General features: G+C 67.0%; 12 protein-coding genes. 5 read left to right on the forward strand and 7 right to left on the reverse strand.

Annotated features, from left to right (window positions below):
• From paoC to O3300_RS01195, 4 genes are all read left to right on the forward strand, one after another.
• Complete coding sequence (gene paoC, locus O3300_RS01180) at positions 1–2199, forward strand: aldehyde oxidoreductase molybdenum-binding subunit PaoC (RefSeq protein ID WP_305051718.1); 2199 nt, start codon at positions 1–3, stop codon at positions 2197–2199.
• Positions 2200–2329: 130 nt separating this feature from the next.
• Complete coding sequence (locus O3300_RS01185) at positions 2330–3967, forward strand: response regulator (protein ID WP_305051719.1); 1638 nt, start codon at positions 2330–2332, stop codon at positions 3965–3967.
• Entirely contained in the window at positions 3964–4992 is a 1029-nt protein-coding gene (locus O3300_RS01190) for an ABC transporter substrate-binding protein (protein WP_305051720.1), read from the forward strand. The genes O3300_RS01185 and O3300_RS01190 overlap by 4 nt, the downstream gene beginning before the upstream one ends.
• A 10-nt stretch (positions 4993–5002) precedes the next feature.
• Entirely contained in the window at positions 5003–7522 is a 2520-nt protein-coding gene (locus O3300_RS01195) for an ATP-binding protein (RefSeq protein WP_305051721.1), read from the forward strand.
• A gap of 12 nt (positions 7523–7534) precedes the next feature.
• On the opposite strand, the gene O3300_RS01200 is transcribed toward O3300_RS01195, so the two are convergent.
• From O3300_RS01200 to O3300_RS01210, 3 genes are all read right to left on the reverse strand, one after another.
• Positions 7535–9955 carry a TonB-dependent receptor gene (locus O3300_RS01200; RefSeq protein WP_305051722.1) on the reverse strand — a complete coding sequence of 807 codons (2421 nt, stop codon included), beginning with the start codon at positions 9953–9955 and terminating at the stop codon, positions 7535–7537.
• Positions 9956–10017: 62 nt separating this feature from the next.
• The gene (locus O3300_RS01205) at positions 10018–10986 is read right to left on the reverse strand and encodes a FecR domain-containing protein (RefSeq protein ID WP_305051723.1); all 969 of its coding nucleotides are present in this window, start codon (positions 10984–10986) and stop codon (positions 10018–10020) included.
• A 1-nt stretch (position 10987) separates the two neighbouring features.
• A complete protein-coding gene (locus O3300_RS01210) occupies positions 10988–11515 on the reverse strand; it encodes a sigma-70 family RNA polymerase sigma factor (protein ID WP_305051724.1) in 528 nt (175 codons plus the stop codon).
• A gap of 185 nt (positions 11516–11700) precedes the next feature.
• Between O3300_RS01210 and O3300_RS01215 the strand changes: the two genes are divergently transcribed.
• Positions 11701–12687: a magnesium and cobalt transport protein CorA gene (locus O3300_RS01215; protein ID WP_099664247.1), complete on the forward strand. Its 987-nt coding sequence runs from the start codon at positions 11701–11703 to the stop codon at positions 12685–12687.
• 9 nt (positions 12688–12696) lie between these two features.
• Here the strand turns inward: O3300_RS01215 and O3300_RS01220 are convergent, their stop codons facing one another.
• The 4 genes from O3300_RS01220 to O3300_RS01235 all read right to left on the reverse strand — a co-directional run bounded on the left by O3300_RS01220 (position 12697) and on the right by O3300_RS01235 (position 17301).
• A complete protein-coding gene (locus tag O3300_RS01220) occupies positions 12697–13395 on the reverse strand; it encodes an alpha/beta hydrolase (protein ID WP_305051725.1) in 699 nt (232 codons plus the stop codon).
• Positions 13396–13474: 79 nt separating this feature from the next.
• Positions 13475–14533 (reverse strand): alpha/beta fold hydrolase, encoded by a 1059-nt coding sequence (locus O3300_RS01225; protein ID WP_305051726.1) that lies wholly within the window; start codon positions 14531–14533, stop codon positions 13475–13477.
• Positions 14534–14635: 102 nt separating this feature from the next.
• Positions 14636–15481 carry a universal stress protein gene (locus O3300_RS01230; protein ID WP_305051727.1) on the reverse strand — a complete coding sequence of 282 codons (846 nt, stop codon included), beginning with the start codon at positions 15479–15481 and terminating at the stop codon, positions 14636–14638.
• A 23-nt stretch (positions 15482–15504) separates the two neighbouring features.
• Positions 15505–17301 (reverse strand): PHA/PHB synthase family protein, encoded by a 1797-nt coding sequence (locus tag O3300_RS01235; protein WP_369812279.1) that lies wholly within the window; start codon positions 17299–17301, stop codon positions 15505–15507.
• Positions 17302–17640 lie beyond the last annotated feature (339 nt).

The following is a 17640-nucleotide window of genomic DNA, read 5'->3' on the forward strand; positions in this document are numbered from 1 at the left end:
ATGAAATTTACGACACCGGCGACCACCAATCCCATCGACCAGTTGAAAGTCGTGGGCCGCCCCACGGACCGCATCGACGGCCCCCTGAAAACCACGGGCACGGCGCCGTACGCGTATGAGCAGAACAAGGCCGCGCCGCACGCCGCCTACGGCCATGTCGTAGGCGCGGCCATCGCCAGGGGCCGCATCGCCTCCATCGACAGCAGCGCGGCGCGGCGCGCGCCCGGCGTGCTGGCCGTGGTGACGGCGGAATCGGCTGGGAAATTGGGCAAAGGCAAGATGAACACGGCCAGGCTGCTGGGCGGCCCCGAGGTCGAACATTACCACCAGGCCATCGCCCTGGTGGTGGCGGAAACCTTCGAACAAGCCCGCTCGGCCGCGCAGTTGCTTGACGTTAAATATGTCGAACAGCCGGGTGTTTTCGACCTGGCCAAGGCGAAGAATACGGCCACCAAGCCGAAGGATGGCCAGCCCGACAGCAAGACGGGCAACTTCGCCGGCGCCTATGCCCAGGCCCCCGTGCGCCTGGACGCCACTTATACGACGCCCGACCAGTCGCACGCCATGATGGAGCCGCACGCTTCGATTGCCGCCTGGGAAGGGGATAAATTGACGGTGTGGACGGCGAACCAGATGGTGGACTGGGGCCGTGGCGACCTGGCCCGCACCCTGGGTGTGCCGAAAGACAAGGTACGCATCGTCTCGCCCTACATCGGCGGCGGTTTCGGCGGCAAGCTGTTCGTGCGCGCGGAAGCCTTGCTGGCAGCCCTGGGGGCGCGCGCGGCGCAGCGTCCCGTCAAGGTGGCCCTGACGCGGCCCTTGATGTTCAACAACACGACGCACCGGCCCGCCACCATCCAGCGCCTGCGCCTCGGCGCCACGCGCGATGGCAAGATCACGGCCATCGGCCATGAATCGTGGTCGGGCGACTTGAAAGGGGGCCAGCCGGAAACGGCCGTGATGCAGACGCGGCTGCTGTACGCGGGGCCGAACCGCATGACGGCCATGCGCCTGGCCGTGCTCGATTTGCCGGAAGGCAACGCCATGCGCGCGCCGGGCGAGGCGCCGGGGCTGATGGCGCTGGAAGTCGCCATGGACGAGATGGCCGATAAATTGAAAATGGACCCCATCGTCTTTCGCATCCTGAACGACACGAAAGTGGACCCGGAAAAGCCGGGCAGGCCGTTTTCCCAGCGCCGCCTGATCGATTGCCTGCGCACGGGCGCCGTGGAATTCGGCTGGAAGGAGAGGTCGACGCAGCCGGGCATGCGGCGCGATGGCCGCTGGCGCGTGGGCATGGGCGTGGCGTCCGCCTTCCGCAACAACCTCGTCATGCCGTCCGCCGCCCGCGTGCGCCTCGATGGCAATGGCATGATCACGGTGGAAACGGACATGACGGACATCGGCACGGGCAGCTACACCATCATCGCGCAGACGGCGGCGGAAATGCTGGGCGTGACCTTGACGCGGGTCGTCGTGCGCCTGGGCGACTCGGATTTCCCCGTCTCGGCCGGTTCGGGCGGGCAGTGGGGCGGCAACAGTTCCACGGCCGGCGTGTACGCGGCCTGCGTGCGCCTGCGCCAGGCCATCGCCGCCAAGCTGGGTTTCGATGAAAAAGAGGCGCGCTTTTCCGACGGCCAGGTGAGCCAGGGCGAGCGCAGCGTGCCGCTCGCTGCCGCCGCCTACCATGGCGACGTCGTCGCGGAAGACCGCATGGAATACGGCGACCTCGATAAAAAATTCCAGCAATCCACGTTCGGCGCGCATTTCGTCGAAGTGGGCGTGGACAGCGACACGGGCGAAGTACGCGTGCGCCGCATGCTGGCCGTGTGCGCGGCCGGCCGCATTTTGAACCCGAAGGCGGCGCGCAGCCAGGTGATCGGCGCCATGACCATGGGCGTGGGCGCGGCCCTGATGGAGGAACTGGTGGTCGACCAGCGGCGCGGCTACTTCGTCAACCACGACCTGGCCGGCTACGAAGTGCCCGTGCACGCCGACATCCCGCACCAGGACGTCATCTTCCTCGATGAAACGGATCCCATGTCCTCGCCCATGAAAGCCAAGGGCGTGGGCGAACTGGGCATCTGCGGCGTGGCGGCCGCGATCGCGAATGCCGTCTACAACGCGACGGGGGTACGCGTGCGCGACTATCCGCTGACCCTCGACAAGCTGCTGCGGGGGCTGCCCGTGCCGGCCTAGGGGTCTGGCGTCCTGGCGTCGCCGCGCGCGTGACAAAGCGTGTATTTTTGGTAATTTTCAAGTGCTATGCTCGGAACGCATCTTGCGGGGCAGGTTTCAGGTCCGCAAGGCCATGCCGCCAGGAGAATGCATGAACAGCTCACCAATGCCGCCGCGGATACTGATCGTCGATGACGAGCTGGCGCATGTGCGCGCGCTGTGCGACACCTTGCGCGGCCAGGCCTACGACACGACGGGGCTCGCCTCGGGCGAGGCGGCGCTGTCGCTGCTGGCCGTCGAATCGTTCGACCTGCTGCTGGTCGACCTGATGATGCCGGGCATGAACGGCATCGCCGTGGTGGAAGCGGCGCGGCAGATCGATCCCGACCTGGCCTGCATCATCATGACGGGCGAAGGCACGATTGCTTCGGCCGTGCAGGCCATGCAGGCGGGTGCGCTCGATTACGTCGTCAAACCGTTCAAGGTGTCGGGCATCCTGCTGATACTGGCGCGGGCGCTGGAAACGCGCCAGTTGCGCATCGCCAATGCGCGCCTGGAACTGCTGCTGCGCCAGCACACGGCCGAACTCGACGCCATGAACAAGGATTTGCAGCTGGCCCGCGAAGTGGCCGAGCGGGCGAACCAGGAAAAGACCAATTTCCTGTCCAGCATGAGCCACGAGTTGCGCACGCCGCTCAACGCCATCCTGGGCTTTTCGCAGATGCTGACATCCGATTCCATCCCCTCGACGGCGCAGGAAAGGAAAACCTTTGCCTCGCACATCTTCGGCGCCGGCCGGCATTTGTTGACCTTGATCAACGATATCCTCGACATCGCCAGGATCGAGTCGGGCAATATGTCGCTGTCGATGGAGCCCGTGGACCTGGCCGGCATCTACCACGAATGCTGGCAAATGATGGAACCGCTGGCGCACAAGCGCGGCATCACCCTGACGTTCGTGGAAGCGGTCGGCCTGCATGTGCTGGCCGACCGCACGCGCCTCAAGCAGGTGCTGATCAACCTGCTGTCGAACGCCGTCAAGTACAACCGCGAACAGGGCGAGATCCACGTCGATTGCCAGCCCGTCGATGCACAGCGGCTGCGCCTGTCCGTGCGCGACACGGGCGCCGGGCTGAGCGCCGCGCAGCTCGAGGCGCTGTTCCAGCCCTTCAACCGCCTTGGACGCGATGCGCGCGACGAGGAGGGCACGGGCCTGGGGCTGGTGGTCAGCAAGCGCCTGGCCGAAGCCATGCAGGCCAGGCTCGGCGTGGCCAGCACGCCAGGGCGCGGCAGCACCTTCTGGCTCGACATCGCCAGTTGCCCGGCGCGCCAGCCGCTGCAGGAAAGCCCGCGCCTGCCCGCCATCGCCCGGCCCGCCGAGCCGATAGCGTTGCCGGAGCGCAAGACGCTGCTGTATGTGGAAGATAATCCCCTGAACGTGACCCTGGTGGCGGGCCTGATCCATTTTCGCCCCGATCTCGACCTGCTGTCGGCCGGCGATGGGCAAACGGGCCTGGAGATGGCGCGCCGCCACCTGCCGCAGCTGATACTGATGGATATCGACCTGCCCGACATCAGCGGCACGCAAGTCATGCAGCTGCTGCGCGCCGATGCCCGCACGGCGCATATTCCCGTCATCGCCCTGACGGCCGTGGCGGGGCCCGGCGATGTCCGCCAGGGGCTGGCGGCCGGCTTTTACCGCTACCTCACCAAGCCGGTCGACGTGGTGGCGTTTTCCGAGGCCGTCAACAGCGCGCTGGAGTTGGCCACGGCGCAGTGCAGCGCATGAGCGGCCCGACGCCAGCGCGGCGGACGGTCTGGCTGGCGGCCGCACTGCTGCTGGCGGTGCTGGCCGCCATCGCCTTGTGGCGGCTGTTTGCCCGTGCCGCGCCGCCGCCCGGCCCCGTGGAAGAGCTGCGCCTGGCCGTGAACGCGGAATACGTGGGCAGCTGCCCCGTGCTGGCCGCGCACGGGCAGGGCTATTTCACGCGCGAAGGCATCCACGCGCGGCTGCAATCCTACTCGTCGGGCAAGGCGTCGCTGGAAGCCGTGTTGCAGGGCCAGGCCGACCTGGGCACCGTGTCCGATATTCCCGTGGTGCTGGCGAGCCTGAAGAATCAGTCCGTCGTCATCATCGCCAGCATCTTCGAGGCCGAACGCGACCACGGCATCGTGGGGCGCCTGGACCGCGGCGTGTCCACGCCCGCCAGCCTGAAGGGCAAGCGCATCGGCGTGACCCTGGGCACCTCCGGCCAGTTCGCGCTGGACGCCTTCCTGAACCGCCAGAAGCTGCTGCCCGGCGAAGTCACCCTGCACAACTACGCGCCGGACCAGCTGGCCGCTGCGCTGGCCCGCGGCGAGGTCGATGCGGCGGCCGGCTGGGAACCGTTCCTGACGGCCATGACGCATGCCATCGCGGGCAAGGCGGCCATCTTCTATGGCGAGGACGTGTATGCGGGCCTGTTCAACGTGGCCGGCGCGGGCGATTACGTGCGTGCGCACCCGGCGACGATGCGCAAGGTGTTGCGCGCGCTGATCGCCGGCGCGCGCTTTTGCCAGGACGAGCCCGACGCCGCGCGCGCCCTGTTTGCCAGGGCATCGGCCGGCGAGGCGGCACGCCTGCAGGCGGCCTGGCACGGTTATCAGTTTGGCGTCGTGCTCGACCAGGGCTTGCTGCTGGCGCTGGAAGACGAGGCGCGCTGGGCCATCAAGAACCGCCTGGGCGAGCGCGGCGACATGCCGAATTTCCTCGACGCCGTCTACCTGGATGGCCTGGAAGCTGTGGCGCCATCGGCCGTGACGGTCATTCATTAAGAGGGCCACCGTGAAAATCGTCACGCGCTTCAAGCTGGCCCAATTGTTTTGCGTGGTGCTGGTGGCCATCATCGTCGCCGTGCTGTTCTCCACCACCATGGCGATGCAGCGCGAACTGGCGAAGAACAAGGCGGCGGCCGATATCCTGCAAGCCGTCACGTCGCTGCGCTACCTGTCGATCGAGTATGCGCTGCACCACGGTGCGCGCACGCGCGCCCAGTGGCAGCTGCGCAGCGAGTCGCTGTCCACGGGGCTGCTGGCCACGCCCGCCTTCAACGGCGACGAAGAGCGCAAGCTGCTGCGCGAATTGCAGGGCGACCTGGCCGGCGTGGGCGGCCTGTTCGAGCTGTTTGTCGCGAATCACCGCGAGCTGGGGCAGGACCCGCAGCGGCGCGAGGTGCTGGGCGAGCTGGAAGCGCGGCTGTCGGGCCAGATCATGGGCAAGGTGCAGGGCATGATTTCGGATGCGATGCGGCTGTCCGAATTGAGCCGGCAAGGCGTGCTGGAGGCGCAGCAGCAAGCCAACGTGGCCGTGATGCTGTTTGGCGGCATGATCATCGCGCTGGTGGCCGGCTTGATCTACTTCACCATGACCAGCGTCACGGGACCGCTGGAAAAGCTGCGCCAGGGTACCCTGATCGTCGGCGCCGGTAAGCTCGATTTTGCGCTCGGCGTGCACACCAAGAATGAAATCGGCGACCTGGCGCGCGCCTTCGACGGCATGACGGAAAAGCTGCGCCGCACCACCGTCTCGCGCGACGAGCTGGCGCACACGAATGCAGCCCTGGAAACGCAGATCGCCGAACGCCAGCTGGCCGAGCGTAAGGTGCATGAACAGCTCGAGCGCCTGAACCTGCTGCAGCAGATCACGCGCTCGATCGGCGAGCGGCAGGACTTGCGCAGCATCTTCCAGGTGGTGGTGCGCAGCCTGGAAGAGCAGCTGCCCATCGATTTCAGCTGCATCTGCCTGTATGAGCCGTCGCAGCACGCGCTGCAGGTGACGTGCGTGGGCGTGCGCAGCGAGGCGCTGGCGCAGTCCTTCATGATGAGCGAACACGCGCACATTCCCATCGATGAAAATGGCCTGTCGAGCTGCGTGCGCGGCAAGCTCGTGTATGAAGCCGACATCGCCGATGTGGCGTTTCCGTTTCCGCAGCGGCTGGCGCAAGGGGGGCTGCGCGCCCTCGTCATGGCGCCGCTGCTGGCTGAAAACACGGTCTTCGGCATCCTGATCGTGGCGCGCCGTGCCGCGCACAGTTTCACCAGCGGCGAATGCGAATTCCTCAGCCAGCTGAGCGAGCATGTGGCGCTGGCCGCCAACCAGGCGCAGCTCTATGGCGCGCTGCAGCGCGCGTATGACGATTTGCGCCAGACCCAGCAGTCGGTAATGCAGCAGGAGCGCCTGCGCGCGCTGGGGCAGATGGCCAGCGGCATCGCACACGATATCAATAACGCCATTTCCCCCGTGGCCCTGTACACCGAGTCCTTGCTGGAGACGGAAACCAATCTCAGTCCGCAGGGCCGGCATTGCCTGGAAGTCATCGAACGGGCCATCGACGACGTGGCCGCCACGGTGGCGCGCATGCGCGAATTTTACCGCCAGCGCGAACCGCAACTGGCGCTGTCGCCCATCAATGTCAACCTGGTGGTGCAGCAGGTGCTGGACTTGACGCGCGCGCGCTGGAGCGACATGCCGCAGCAGCGCGGCATCGTCATCGCCCTGCGCATGGAGCTGGCGGACGGGTTGCCCATGCTGCCCGGCAGCGTGGGCGAAATCCGCGAAGCGCTGACGAACCTGGTCTTCAACGCCGTCGACGCCATGCCGGAAGGCGGCACCCTGACCGTGCGCACGGCCTGCATCGCCGGGCCGGGCCAGGCCGGGGTACGGCAGGTGCAGGTCGAAGTGGGCGATACGGGCATCGGCATGGACGAAAATACCCGCCGCCGCTGCCTGGAGCCGTTTTTTACCACCAAGGGCGAGCGGGGCACGGGCCTGGGCCTGGCCATGGTGTACGGCATGATGGAGCGCCATGGGGCCGGCATCGACATCGTCACGGCGCCGGGGCAGGGCACGGCGGTGCGCCTGGCGTTTCCCGCCTGCGCGGAAGGCGAGGGGATCGAAGTGCCCGACACGGCCCACGCCGTGCCGCCGCGCCTGCGCATCCTCGTGGTGGACGACGACCCGATGGTGCTCAAGTCCCTGCGCGACATCCTGGAAATCGACGGCCACGACGTGGTGTCCGCCGATGGCGGCCAGGCCGGCATCGACTGCTTCCTGGTCGCCTGCGACAGGGGCGAGCATTTCGCGGTGGTCATCACGGACCTCGGCATGCCCCACGTGGACGGGCGCAAGGTGGCCAGCGCCGTGCGCCAGCATTCGCCGGCCACGCCCATCATCATGCTCACGGGCTGGGGCCAGCGCCTGGCGGCCGACAGCGACTACCCGGAGTACGTCAACTGCGTGCTGGGCAAGCCGCCCCGGCTGAAGGAATTGCGGCGCGCCTTGAACATGGTCATTTCGACGGGGTAGCGCCGCGTCTCGTCAGAACCGGTACGTCAACGTCCCCCGCACGCTGCGCGGCACGCCATACGTGCCTTGCGCGTAGGTGTTGATGTTGATGTACTTCTTGTCCAGCGCGTTTTCCACGTTCAGCTGGGCCGTCAACTGGCGCGACAGCTGGTACGTGGCCATCAGGCTGACTGTGCTGTAGGCTTCCTGCGTCACTCTTTCCTTGCCGTTCGGGCCTTCGTCGTCAAAGTAGAACTTGCTTTGCCAGTTGACGCCGCCGCCCACGGTGAGGTCGGGCTTTACCTTCCAGGTGGTGAACAGGCGCGCCGTCGAGCGGGGCGACAGGGTGTTGATATCCTGTTGCTCGCGGTCCCTGGCGCGGAAGTGGCTGGCGCTGGCCGTCACGTTCCAGTCCGGCGCCAAGCGGCCAGACAATTCCCCCTCGATGCCGCGGCTGGTGGCGCCGCGCGCCGCGTAGTACGCCTGCGTGGTGGTGCCGGGAATCCTATGCGCGCCGTCCGGCTGGGCCAGCTGATCCTGTTTGATTTCAAAGATGCCGATGGAACCGTTGGCCCGGCCCCCGGCCAGTTCTCCCTTCAAGCCCACTTCCATGCTTTGCCCCGTCAGCGGGTCCAGCCAGGCGCCCGTGCGGTCCTGGTTTTCCTGCGGGCGGAAGATGTCCGTGTAGCTGGCATACATCGAATAGGTGTCGTTCAGGTCCACCACCACGCCCGCGTAGGGCACGAATTTGCTCTTGGCGAAGGCAAAGCGGGCGCTGCCGTCAAAGCCGATGCGGTCCTTGTCCCAGCGGCTCAAGCGCCCGCCGAGTATCAGCTTGGTGTGCTCGGCAAGATTCAGGCGCGCTGCGCCATACGCGCCATATTGTTTGGTCGTGTATTTTTCCGACAGCACGAGTTCGCCCCAGGCCGGCTGCGGGTAGCTGCCATCCCAGGCGAGGAAATTGCCGATCGGTTCAGGGTCGAGCGCTTCCTTGACGCTGAACTCGGCGTGCTGCACCGTGTAGTTGGCCCCGACGATGACTTCATGCTGGCGTCCGCCCAGGGTAAACGGGCCGGACAGCTTCATGTCGGCGCTGATCTGGTCGCGCGCGCCGATGTAGCGGTTCGGATAGCCGAGCATGCCCAGGCCCGTGATTCTATCGGGCCGTTCGGCCAGGAACACCAGCGGCGTGTCTTCCGTGTGCTTGCTGTACATGGCTTGCGCCTGCGCTTTCCAGCCCTGGCCCAGCGCGTGTTCCACGGTGGCGTGCACATTCGTCTGTTCCGTGGCCCAGGCGGCCCAGCGGGGCGCCGTCGTGACGGAACGGTCGAAATTCGTGCGCGTGCCGTCGCTGTACCACAGGGGGAAGCCGCCCCAGTTGCTGCCTTTCGGGTCGTTCTTCTGGTAGCTGGCACCCAGCATGGCCACGGTGCCGGGCGCCAGGTCCGCTTCGACGGTGGCGTAGACGAGCTGGCGCTGGTTCGAATAGCCATTGGTAAACGACTTGCGGTCCTGCCAGGCGCCTGCCACGCGGCCGCGCACGGAGCCGTCGGCATTCAACGGCGCAGCCAGGTCGAGCGTGCCCCGGTAATCGCTCCACGAGCCGGCCGCCAGCGACCATTGCCCTTCGAATTGCCTGGCGCTGGCCCGCTTGCGCACCAGGTTGATCGAGGCGGACGGGTAGCCGGCGCCCGTCAGCAAGCCCGTGGCGCCCCGCGTCACTTCCACGCGGTCGTAGATCAGCGAATCCATTTCCGATTCGCCGCCCGAATACTGCACCTTATAGGTGGTGGGCACGCCGTCGTACTGGAAATTGTCGACGTCGAAGCCGCGCGCGGAAAAGGTGCTGCGTTCCGTGTCGAACTGGTTGACGGCGATGCCGGGCGTGTTGCGCAGCACGTCGCGCACCGTCAGCAAGTCCTGGTCGTCCATGCGCTGGCGCGTGATGACGCTGACCGATTGCGGCGTCTCGCGCAGCGACAGCACCAGGCCCGTGGCGCTGGCCGTGGCCGGCGTCGTGTACGAGCCCGAGCCTTCCGTGCTCGTGCTGCGCTCGGCCGTGGCGCGCACGGCGATACCGGGCAGGGTGGCCGCGTCGGCCGCCGAGGGCAGCTTGCGTACGGCGTAGTGGCCGCCGCCCTGGTCGACAGCGTATAGGCCGCTGCCATCGAGCAGGCGGGCGAAACCGTCGGCCACTTGGTAGTTGCCGTTCAAGCCGCGGCTGTTCAAGCCCGCATACAGGCCGGCGGCGCCGGAAATGCTGACCCCGGCGTCGGCCGCAAACGCGGACAGGACGGCGCCGAGGGGGCCGGCGGCTACCTGGTAGTGGCGCGCGGGCGCCTGCTGCGGTTGCTGCTGGGCGGATGCGGGCGCGGTCAAGGCCAGGCTGCCCAGCAGGGCCAGGGTGATGCTGGTGTGGCGGTAGTGCTTCATTGCTTGTTTCCCTTCGTTCATGTGTTGGTCCTGTGTGGATTGACGGGGCACATGACGGAAAGGGACATTGTTCTCAAAAATTTTTATGCGGGCCCGACAGAAATCCACCAACGGCTGTGGCGCCGTACGCGGATGGGCAGCGACGCTTGCAGCAGGGCCAGCAGGGCGTCCGTGTCGCGCAGCTGGTACACGCCCGACACGCGCAGCCGCGCCACGGCCGGATCGCAGCGCACCACGCCGTGGCGGTAGCGGGCCAGCTGCGCCAGCACCTGGTCCAGCGGCGTGTCGTCCGCGTACAGCAAGCCCTTGAGCCAGGCCGCTGCGTGCGGCGCCAGCGGCTGCGGCGCGCCGGCGGCCGTGTCATCGAAACTGGCTTGCCAGCCCGCCTGCACGGTGACGGGCCGGCCTTCGGCGGGCCGCACTTCCACGGCGCCCTGCGAGACGGCCACGTGGCTGCGCGCGCCCAGCAGGCTGTCGTCCTGGCGCACCGTGAAGCGCGTGCCCAGGGCGCGGATGCTGCCGTTGCTGGTGCGCACGATGAAGGGACGCCCGAGGGGATCGGGGCTGGTCGCCACGTGTATCTCTCCGCCGCGCAGCTGCACCAGGCGCAGGGATGCGCCGAAGGCGACATCGGCGGCACTGGCCGTATTCAGGCTCAGGCCGCTGCCGTCGGCCAAGGTGAGGTGGCGGATTTCGCCTGTCGCCGTGCGCAGCTCGGCCGTCCATGCCTGCCATGGCGCCACGCGCAGCATGGCCCAGCCGGCTGGGCCGGCGACGATCAGCACGGCCAGGGTCTTCAGGATGGCGCGGCGCTGCGCGCCGGACGGGCGGTCCAGCACTTGCCTGGACAAGGGCATGGCCAGCGGCGGGGGCAGCATGCCGAAGGTGCGGCACACTTGCTCGGCCCGCTGCCACGCCGTTTCATGGTCGGGGTGGGCGGCGCGCCAGCGGGCCAGCCCCTGCTGCGCGGCAGCGTCGAGTTCGCCGCCTTGCAGGCGCATCATCCAGTGCGCCGCTTCGCGCGCGGCGCGCGCATCGAGGGCCGCGCTCATGTCAGGCCAGCAGCAGGATGCATTGTTCGAACGCCTGCACCATGTAGCGCTTGACGGTGCGCTCGCTCACCTTCAGGCGCGTGGCGATGTCCGCATACGCCATGCCTTCCAGCTGCGACAGCAGGAAGGCCGTGCGCACTTTCGCCCCCAGGCCGTCGAGCATGGCGTCGATCTGGTGCAGGGTTTCCAGGATGAGCAAGCGGTCTTCCGCCGACGGCGTGACGGGGGCGGGCAGCTGCGCCAGGGTGGCCAGCCAGGCCTGCTCCAGCGACTGGCGGCGGTAATGGTCGATCAGCAGGCGGCGCGCCACGGTGGTCAGGTAGGCGCGCGGCTCGCGCAGGGTGACGGCGCGCTCGCCGGGCGTGGCCAGCAGCTTGATGAAGGTATCCTGCGCCAGGTCGGCCGCGTGATCCGTACAGGACAATTTGCCGCGCAGCCAGCGCAACAGCCACGGATGGTGCTGGCCATACAGCTGACTCAATGACATGGGGCTTTGAGAATCGGCGGCAGGCGATACGGCATACGTCACAGCACACTCCAGGTTGGCGCGGAAGTCCCGTGCCGCTGGCGCATGCAGGCTCTTCTTAAATGCGAATGGTTCTCATTTTACATTGACGTGCCCGAATGTCAATGCGGTAGCCGGATTGGCATGGCAATCATGCGCTTTCCGCTATACTGGCCCCCCAATATTGTTGCCCCTGGCCGAAAAACACCATGGACCTGAGTACCCACGCCGCCGTCGTCAATTGCGAAGCGTATCGCGACGGCAAGAAGATCGCGCACTTTGATATCGACAAGGTGGGCGACTTCCTCGGCGACCCCGATTGTTTCGTGTGGATCGGCCTGGCCAGCCCCGACGTCACGGCCATGCACGCGCTGCAAGCGGCCTTCGGCCTGCACGAACTGGCCGTCGAGGATGCGCAGGGCGCGCACGAGCGCCCCAAGCTGGAAGAGTACGGCGACACCCTGTTCATGGTGATGCACACGGCCACCCTGGATGGCGAGGCCATCGTCTACGGCGAAACCCATGTCTTTCTCGGTCCCCGCTTCATCATCACGGTGCGCCACGGCGCTTCGGCCGGCTATGCGAAGTTGCGCGAACGCAAGGAAAGCATGCCCGAGAAGCTGGCCAGCGGTCCCGGCTACGTGCTGTATTCCATCATCGATTTCATCGTCGACCAGTACCAGCCGTGCATCGACCATCTGCAGGCCCGCTTCCAGCACCATGAACTGCAGCTGTTCAAGCCCAGTTTGAGCGAAGACAAGCTGCAGGATTTCTACCAGCTCAAGACGGAACTGCTGAAGCTCGACGCGGCCGTCAATCCCCTGCATGACATCTGCACCCAGCTGATCCGTTTCCATGGCGATATCGTGCCCAAGGAAAACCGCATCTATTACCGCGACATTCTCGATCACGTCAAACGGGTCACGCATACGGCGGGGCAGATGCGCGAGCTGGTCAATTCGGCCATGCAGGTGGCGCTGGGGCAAATTTCCATCCGCCAGAACGAGGTCGTCAAGCGCCTGGCCGCCTGGGCCGCCATCCTGGCCGTGCCCACCATGGTCTTCAGCCTGTACGGCATGAACTTCGAATTCATGCCGGAGCTGAAGTGGCGCGGCAGCTATCCGGCCGTGATCGTCGTCATCATCGCCGGCTGCTGGTGGCTGCACCGCCGCCTGAAGCGCGAAGGCTGGCTGTAGCCGGCAAGCTTACGCTGCGGCCAGCGCGCTTGCCGCCTCCAGTATCAGCGCCGCCACTTCCACGGGGCGCGAGGCCAGCGACGCGTGGCTGGCGTTCAGGGTGATGACTTTGCGCGCTTGCAGGCGCGCCGCCATGCGCTCCTGGTTGACGGGGGAAATCATGCGGTCGGCACTGGACACCTGGTACCAGCTGGGCTTATGTTTCCAGGCCGGGTCGCTGACGGTGTCGCCGAAGGTGCTGGCCAGCGGCGCTTTCTGCACCACGCCCAGCACGGCGCCTTCTTCCGCGTCGAGGTCCTGGCAAAAGCTGTCATGGTATTGCTCGGGCTTGACCCACAGATAGCCGTCGCTGTCGCCTTCCAGGCTGGCCGCGCCCAGGGGCGGGTGTTCCTGCGTGATGCTGCCCGGGCTTTCGCCCGCGTCGGGGGCAAAGGCGGCGATGTACACGAGGCCCGCCACATTCGGCGCATTGCCGGCCACGCTGATGACGGCGCCGCCGTAGGAGTGTCCCACCAGCAACACAGGACCATCGACCTGCGCCACCATCTTGCGTGTGCGCTCGGCGTCGTCGGCCAGCGACGTCAAGGGCAGTTCGACGGCGCGGATGGCCGTGTGGCCGTGGCGCCGCAATTCGACGATGACGCGGCTCCAGTGGGCGGCGCCGCCCCAGAAACCGTGGACGAGGACGATGGTGGCTTGCTTGCTCATGCGGAACTCCTTGGGACAAGGGAAACGGAGAAGACCGCGCCGTGTTCGAAAAGGCACTGCGCGGCGGCTGGCTGCACGCCTATTGTAGACCTTCCCAGCGCATGGCCTCGATGGCATCGACCACCGTGCTCTCGTACTCGATGAAGAAATCGCTGTGGAAGCCGTTGCGCATTACCAGGTGGCTGCTGCCGGGCAGGGCGGCGGCCAGGCGCTCGCCGTCAGCCAGGCGCAGGGGCCGGATAAAGTCGAGTACTTCCTGCGCGGCGGCCCGGGTGGCGGGATCGGCTTGCAGCAGCCATGGAAACAGGTTGCGCAAGGTGCCGGGATCGACGGTGACGACCAGCGCCGGCACGCGCACGCGGCGGTAGTCGGGCGAAAAATTGTGCGCCGCCACGTCCATGGCCCTGGCGATGGCGGGCGGCGTGTTCGGCCGCACCGAACCGTCGGGCAGCACTTCCAGCGCATCGCGCCAGTTCGCTTCCAGCGCGGGCCACCATTGCTTGTTGATCCGTCTGGCATAGGCGATCAAGGCGTCCAGCGATGCCAGGTCGGCCGGGCCGGGCGGCGGTTCATCGTAGGGCGTCGGTGCGGGTTCTTCATAGCCGCCGCTGGCCAGGTAATCGAAGGTCGTGTCCAGGTAGGCGAGGCCCCGTACGCGCCGCGGGTGGCTGCCGGCGAACAGGGTCAGCTCGTTGCCGGCGATGGAGTGGCCGGCCAGGATGATGCGTTGAACCTTCAGTGCGTCCAGCACGGCCAGCAGGTCGGCCACGAGGGTGGCGGGAGAGTAGCTGGCGTCGCTGGCGGGCGTTGGCTTGCTCGATGAACCGTAGCCGCGCCGCGTGATGGCCAGCACGCGGTGGCGGCGCGCCAGCGCGGGCGCCAGGCTGTCGAACGCATGCGCATTGGCGCCCAGGCCGGCCAGCAGCACGATCACGTCGTCGCTGCCGCCCCGTGCCGATGGCCAGTCGCGCACGTGCAGGCTGACGCCGGGGGCGACGCCGATCTGCCGGTCCGTCACGCCGGGTGCGCGCGGCAGCGAACTGCCGCCGCATGCGGCGAGGCCGGCCAGCGCCGTCATCCCCGACAGAAAGTGCCTGCGGGCGTGGAAATGCGCGGGGGCGCCGGGTGTCTTGCTCATGCTGTACTCCTGGTGTGGGTAAGGGCATGAGCAGTGTCGCCGCCGCGCATGAAGCGCGGATGAGGGACGGGTGAAGGTCGGCTGAAGGAACGGGCGGCCGCGCTAGTGCGACACCAGCACCGGCAACGTCGTCTCTTGCAGCACCGTGCGCGTGACGCCGCCCAGCAGCGCTTCGCGCAGGCGCATGTGGCCGTAGCAGCCCATCACGATCAGGTCGCAGCGCCGCTGCGCGGCCATGGCCAGCAGGGCCGTCCCCACGTCCTGGCCCGGCGGCGTGTCGTGCTGCAGCACCTCGACGTTGACGCCGTGGCGCGCCAGGTACAGGGCCAGGTCGGCGCCCGGCTGCTCGCCGTGCGCGGCCGGCTGGGCGTGCGAATTGACGACGGCCAGGGTGACTTGCCGCGCCTTTTGCAGCAGCGGCAGCGCATCGGTGATGGCGCGCAGCGCTTCGGCGCTGCCGTTCCAGGCCAGCAGCGGATGCTGCGCGGCGCCGGCCGGCGCGGCGGAGGGCGCGTGCGGCACCATCAGCACGGGCCGGCCGCAATGGAGCATCAGGTATTCGGCCGTGCCGGCGATGACGCGCGACGGCGTATCCTGCGCATCCGTCTGGCCCAGGATCAGCAAGTCGCAATAGCGCGCCTGCAGCAGCAGCGCGCCTTGCGCGTCGTCGTCGACGAAGCGCGTTTCGTAGGCGCCCAGGCCTTCCTCGCGCGCGATGCGCTCGAAGTCGTGCAAGGCTACACTGGCCTGGGTGCGCAGCGCCTGCATCTGCGCCGGCGCAAACTGCAGCGCGTTGACGCCGCCGCCATATGCATAGCGCGAGATGCCGCTCATGGCCGAACCGATCAGGTGCGCCCCTTCGGCGATGGCCAGGCGCACGGCCAGGCGGATGCGCTGGGCGCAGTGGCGGGAATTGTCGACGTGGACCAGCAGGGAGGTGTAGGGCATGGCGTTTCCTCGGTTGTCAGTTGTCAGGTCTGCAGCACGTAGCTGCCCGGCGCGTCACCCAGGTCGGGGCCCATGGCCGGCGGCGCCACTTGCGCGCCCGCTTGCTGCGCCAGCCAGGCTTGCCAGGCGGGCCACCAGGAACCGTCATGGTGCGGCACGTCGCGCTGCCAGCTGTCCGCGTCGACATAGGGCGCGTCGTGGCGGTGCGTGGCCAGCTGGTAGCTGCGGCGCGGCTGGCCCGGCGGCGAGACGACGCCCGCATTGTGGCCGCCCGAGGTGAGCAGGAAGGTGACGTCCGTGTCGGTCAGCAGCTGCAGTTTGTAGACGGAGCGCCACGGCGCCACGTGATCCGTCAGGGTGCCGACGGCAAAGATCGGTGCATCGATGTCGGGCAGGGCGATGTGGCGGCCTGCCGTGCGGTAGCGGCCTTCGGCCAGGTCGTTGTGCAGGAACAGGCGGCGCAGGTATTCCGAATGCATGCGGCAGGGCATGCGCGTGGCATCCCCGTTCCAGGCCATCAGGTCGCTGTCCTGTTCATCTTGTCCCAGCAGGTAGTGGTTCAAGCGGCGCGACCAGATCAGATCGTTCGAGCGCAGCAACTGGAAGGCGCCCGCCATCTGCTTCGTATCGAGGTAACCCTGCTTCCACATGGCCGCTTCCAGGAAGCTGACCTGGCTGTCGTCGATGAACAGCGACAGTTCGCCCGGCTCCTTGAAGTCCACCTGCGAGGCCAGCATGGTGAGGCTGGCCAGGCGCGCATCGCCATCGCGCGCCATCGTCGCGGCGGCGATCGCCAGCAGGGTGCCGCCCAGGCAGTAGCCGGCCGCGTGCACCTGCGGCGCGCCCGTGATGCGGGCAACGGCGTCGAGCGCATCCATCACGCCCAGCTGGCGGTAGTCTTCCAGCGACAGTTCGCGGTCTTCTTCCTGCGGGTTTTTCCAGGAAATCATGAACACCGTGTGGCCCTGGCCCACCAGGTAGCGCACCAGCGAATTGTGCGGCGACAGGTCGAGAATATAGAACTTCATGATCCAGGCGGGCACGAACAGCAGCGGCGTGGCATGCACGCTCTCTGTCGCGGGCGCGTACTGTATCAATTCGATCAAGTCATTGCGGTAGACCACCTTGCCCGGCGTGACGGCCACGTTCCCGCCCACCTTGAACGTGGCTTCGCCGGCCGCGCCGGCGCCCATGGCGGCGCGCCGCCAGTCGTCGGCCGCGTGGACCATGCCGCGCGCCAGGCTGGCGCCGCCGCTCGCGAGGGTGGCTTGCTGCACCACGGGATTGGTCAGCAGGAAGTTCGACGGCGCCAGCATGTCGAGCCACTGGCGCACGGTGAACGTGACGACATCCTCGTGGTGCGGCGAGACGCCGCGCACGCCAGTGGTGGCGCGGTGCCACCACTGCTGCTGCAGCAGGAAGCCCTGGTAGACGAGATTGTAGGGCCAGCGTTGCCAGGCCGGGTCGTCGAAGCGCCGGTCCTGCGGCAGCGGCGCGATGCACGGCGGTTCGGCGCCGCCGCCGGTCAGGGCCGATTGCCAGGCATATTGCTGCCAGCGGCCGATCTTCTTCCACGCTTCCTGCAGCAGCGTTTGCTGCTTCGATGGCGCCAGCGCCAGGTGGCTGAGCCAGTCGGCATACGCGTTGCTCAGCGCGGCCGGCGAAATGCCGCCCGTGAACTTGCCCAGCCAGGCGTTCAGCAGCAGGTCGAGCGTGGCGCCTTCCGGTGCGCTTTCCGGATAGCCGGGAACCGGCACGCCTTGCCAGGCGCTGCCCAGGCGCTCATGTGCAAACTTTTGCTCCGCATTGCTCGACTGCATCTTGTTCATCCGGGGCTCCCGTCATTTTTTTACAGGATAGCAAGAGCTTGTTCAAAAAATTATGATCTACATCAAGTTTGGCCGGATGCCTGCGGCCTGCAGCCTGCCGCCGGGATGGCCAAGTCCGTTTGTTGCATATACGAAATGCATTCCAACGAATTTACTGATTGCAATAATTAAAATTGAATTTTCCATGCGGCGATACCCGGACTCGATGGCGGTGCCAGTGTCCAGTGCCCCATTCTACACTCTGTCAAGGCGGATTTCTTTGCGCCACGATGCATGCTGGCAAACCAAAAAAATTGTTTCTTTTTGGATTTATTTATTGTATTTGGTAAA

Origin of the sequence: Janthinobacterium sp. SUN206, assembly GCF_030587305.1 — a bacterium.
Classification (GTDB): Bacteria; Pseudomonadota; Gammaproteobacteria; order Burkholderiales; family Burkholderiaceae_D; genus Janthinobacterium; species Janthinobacterium kumbetense.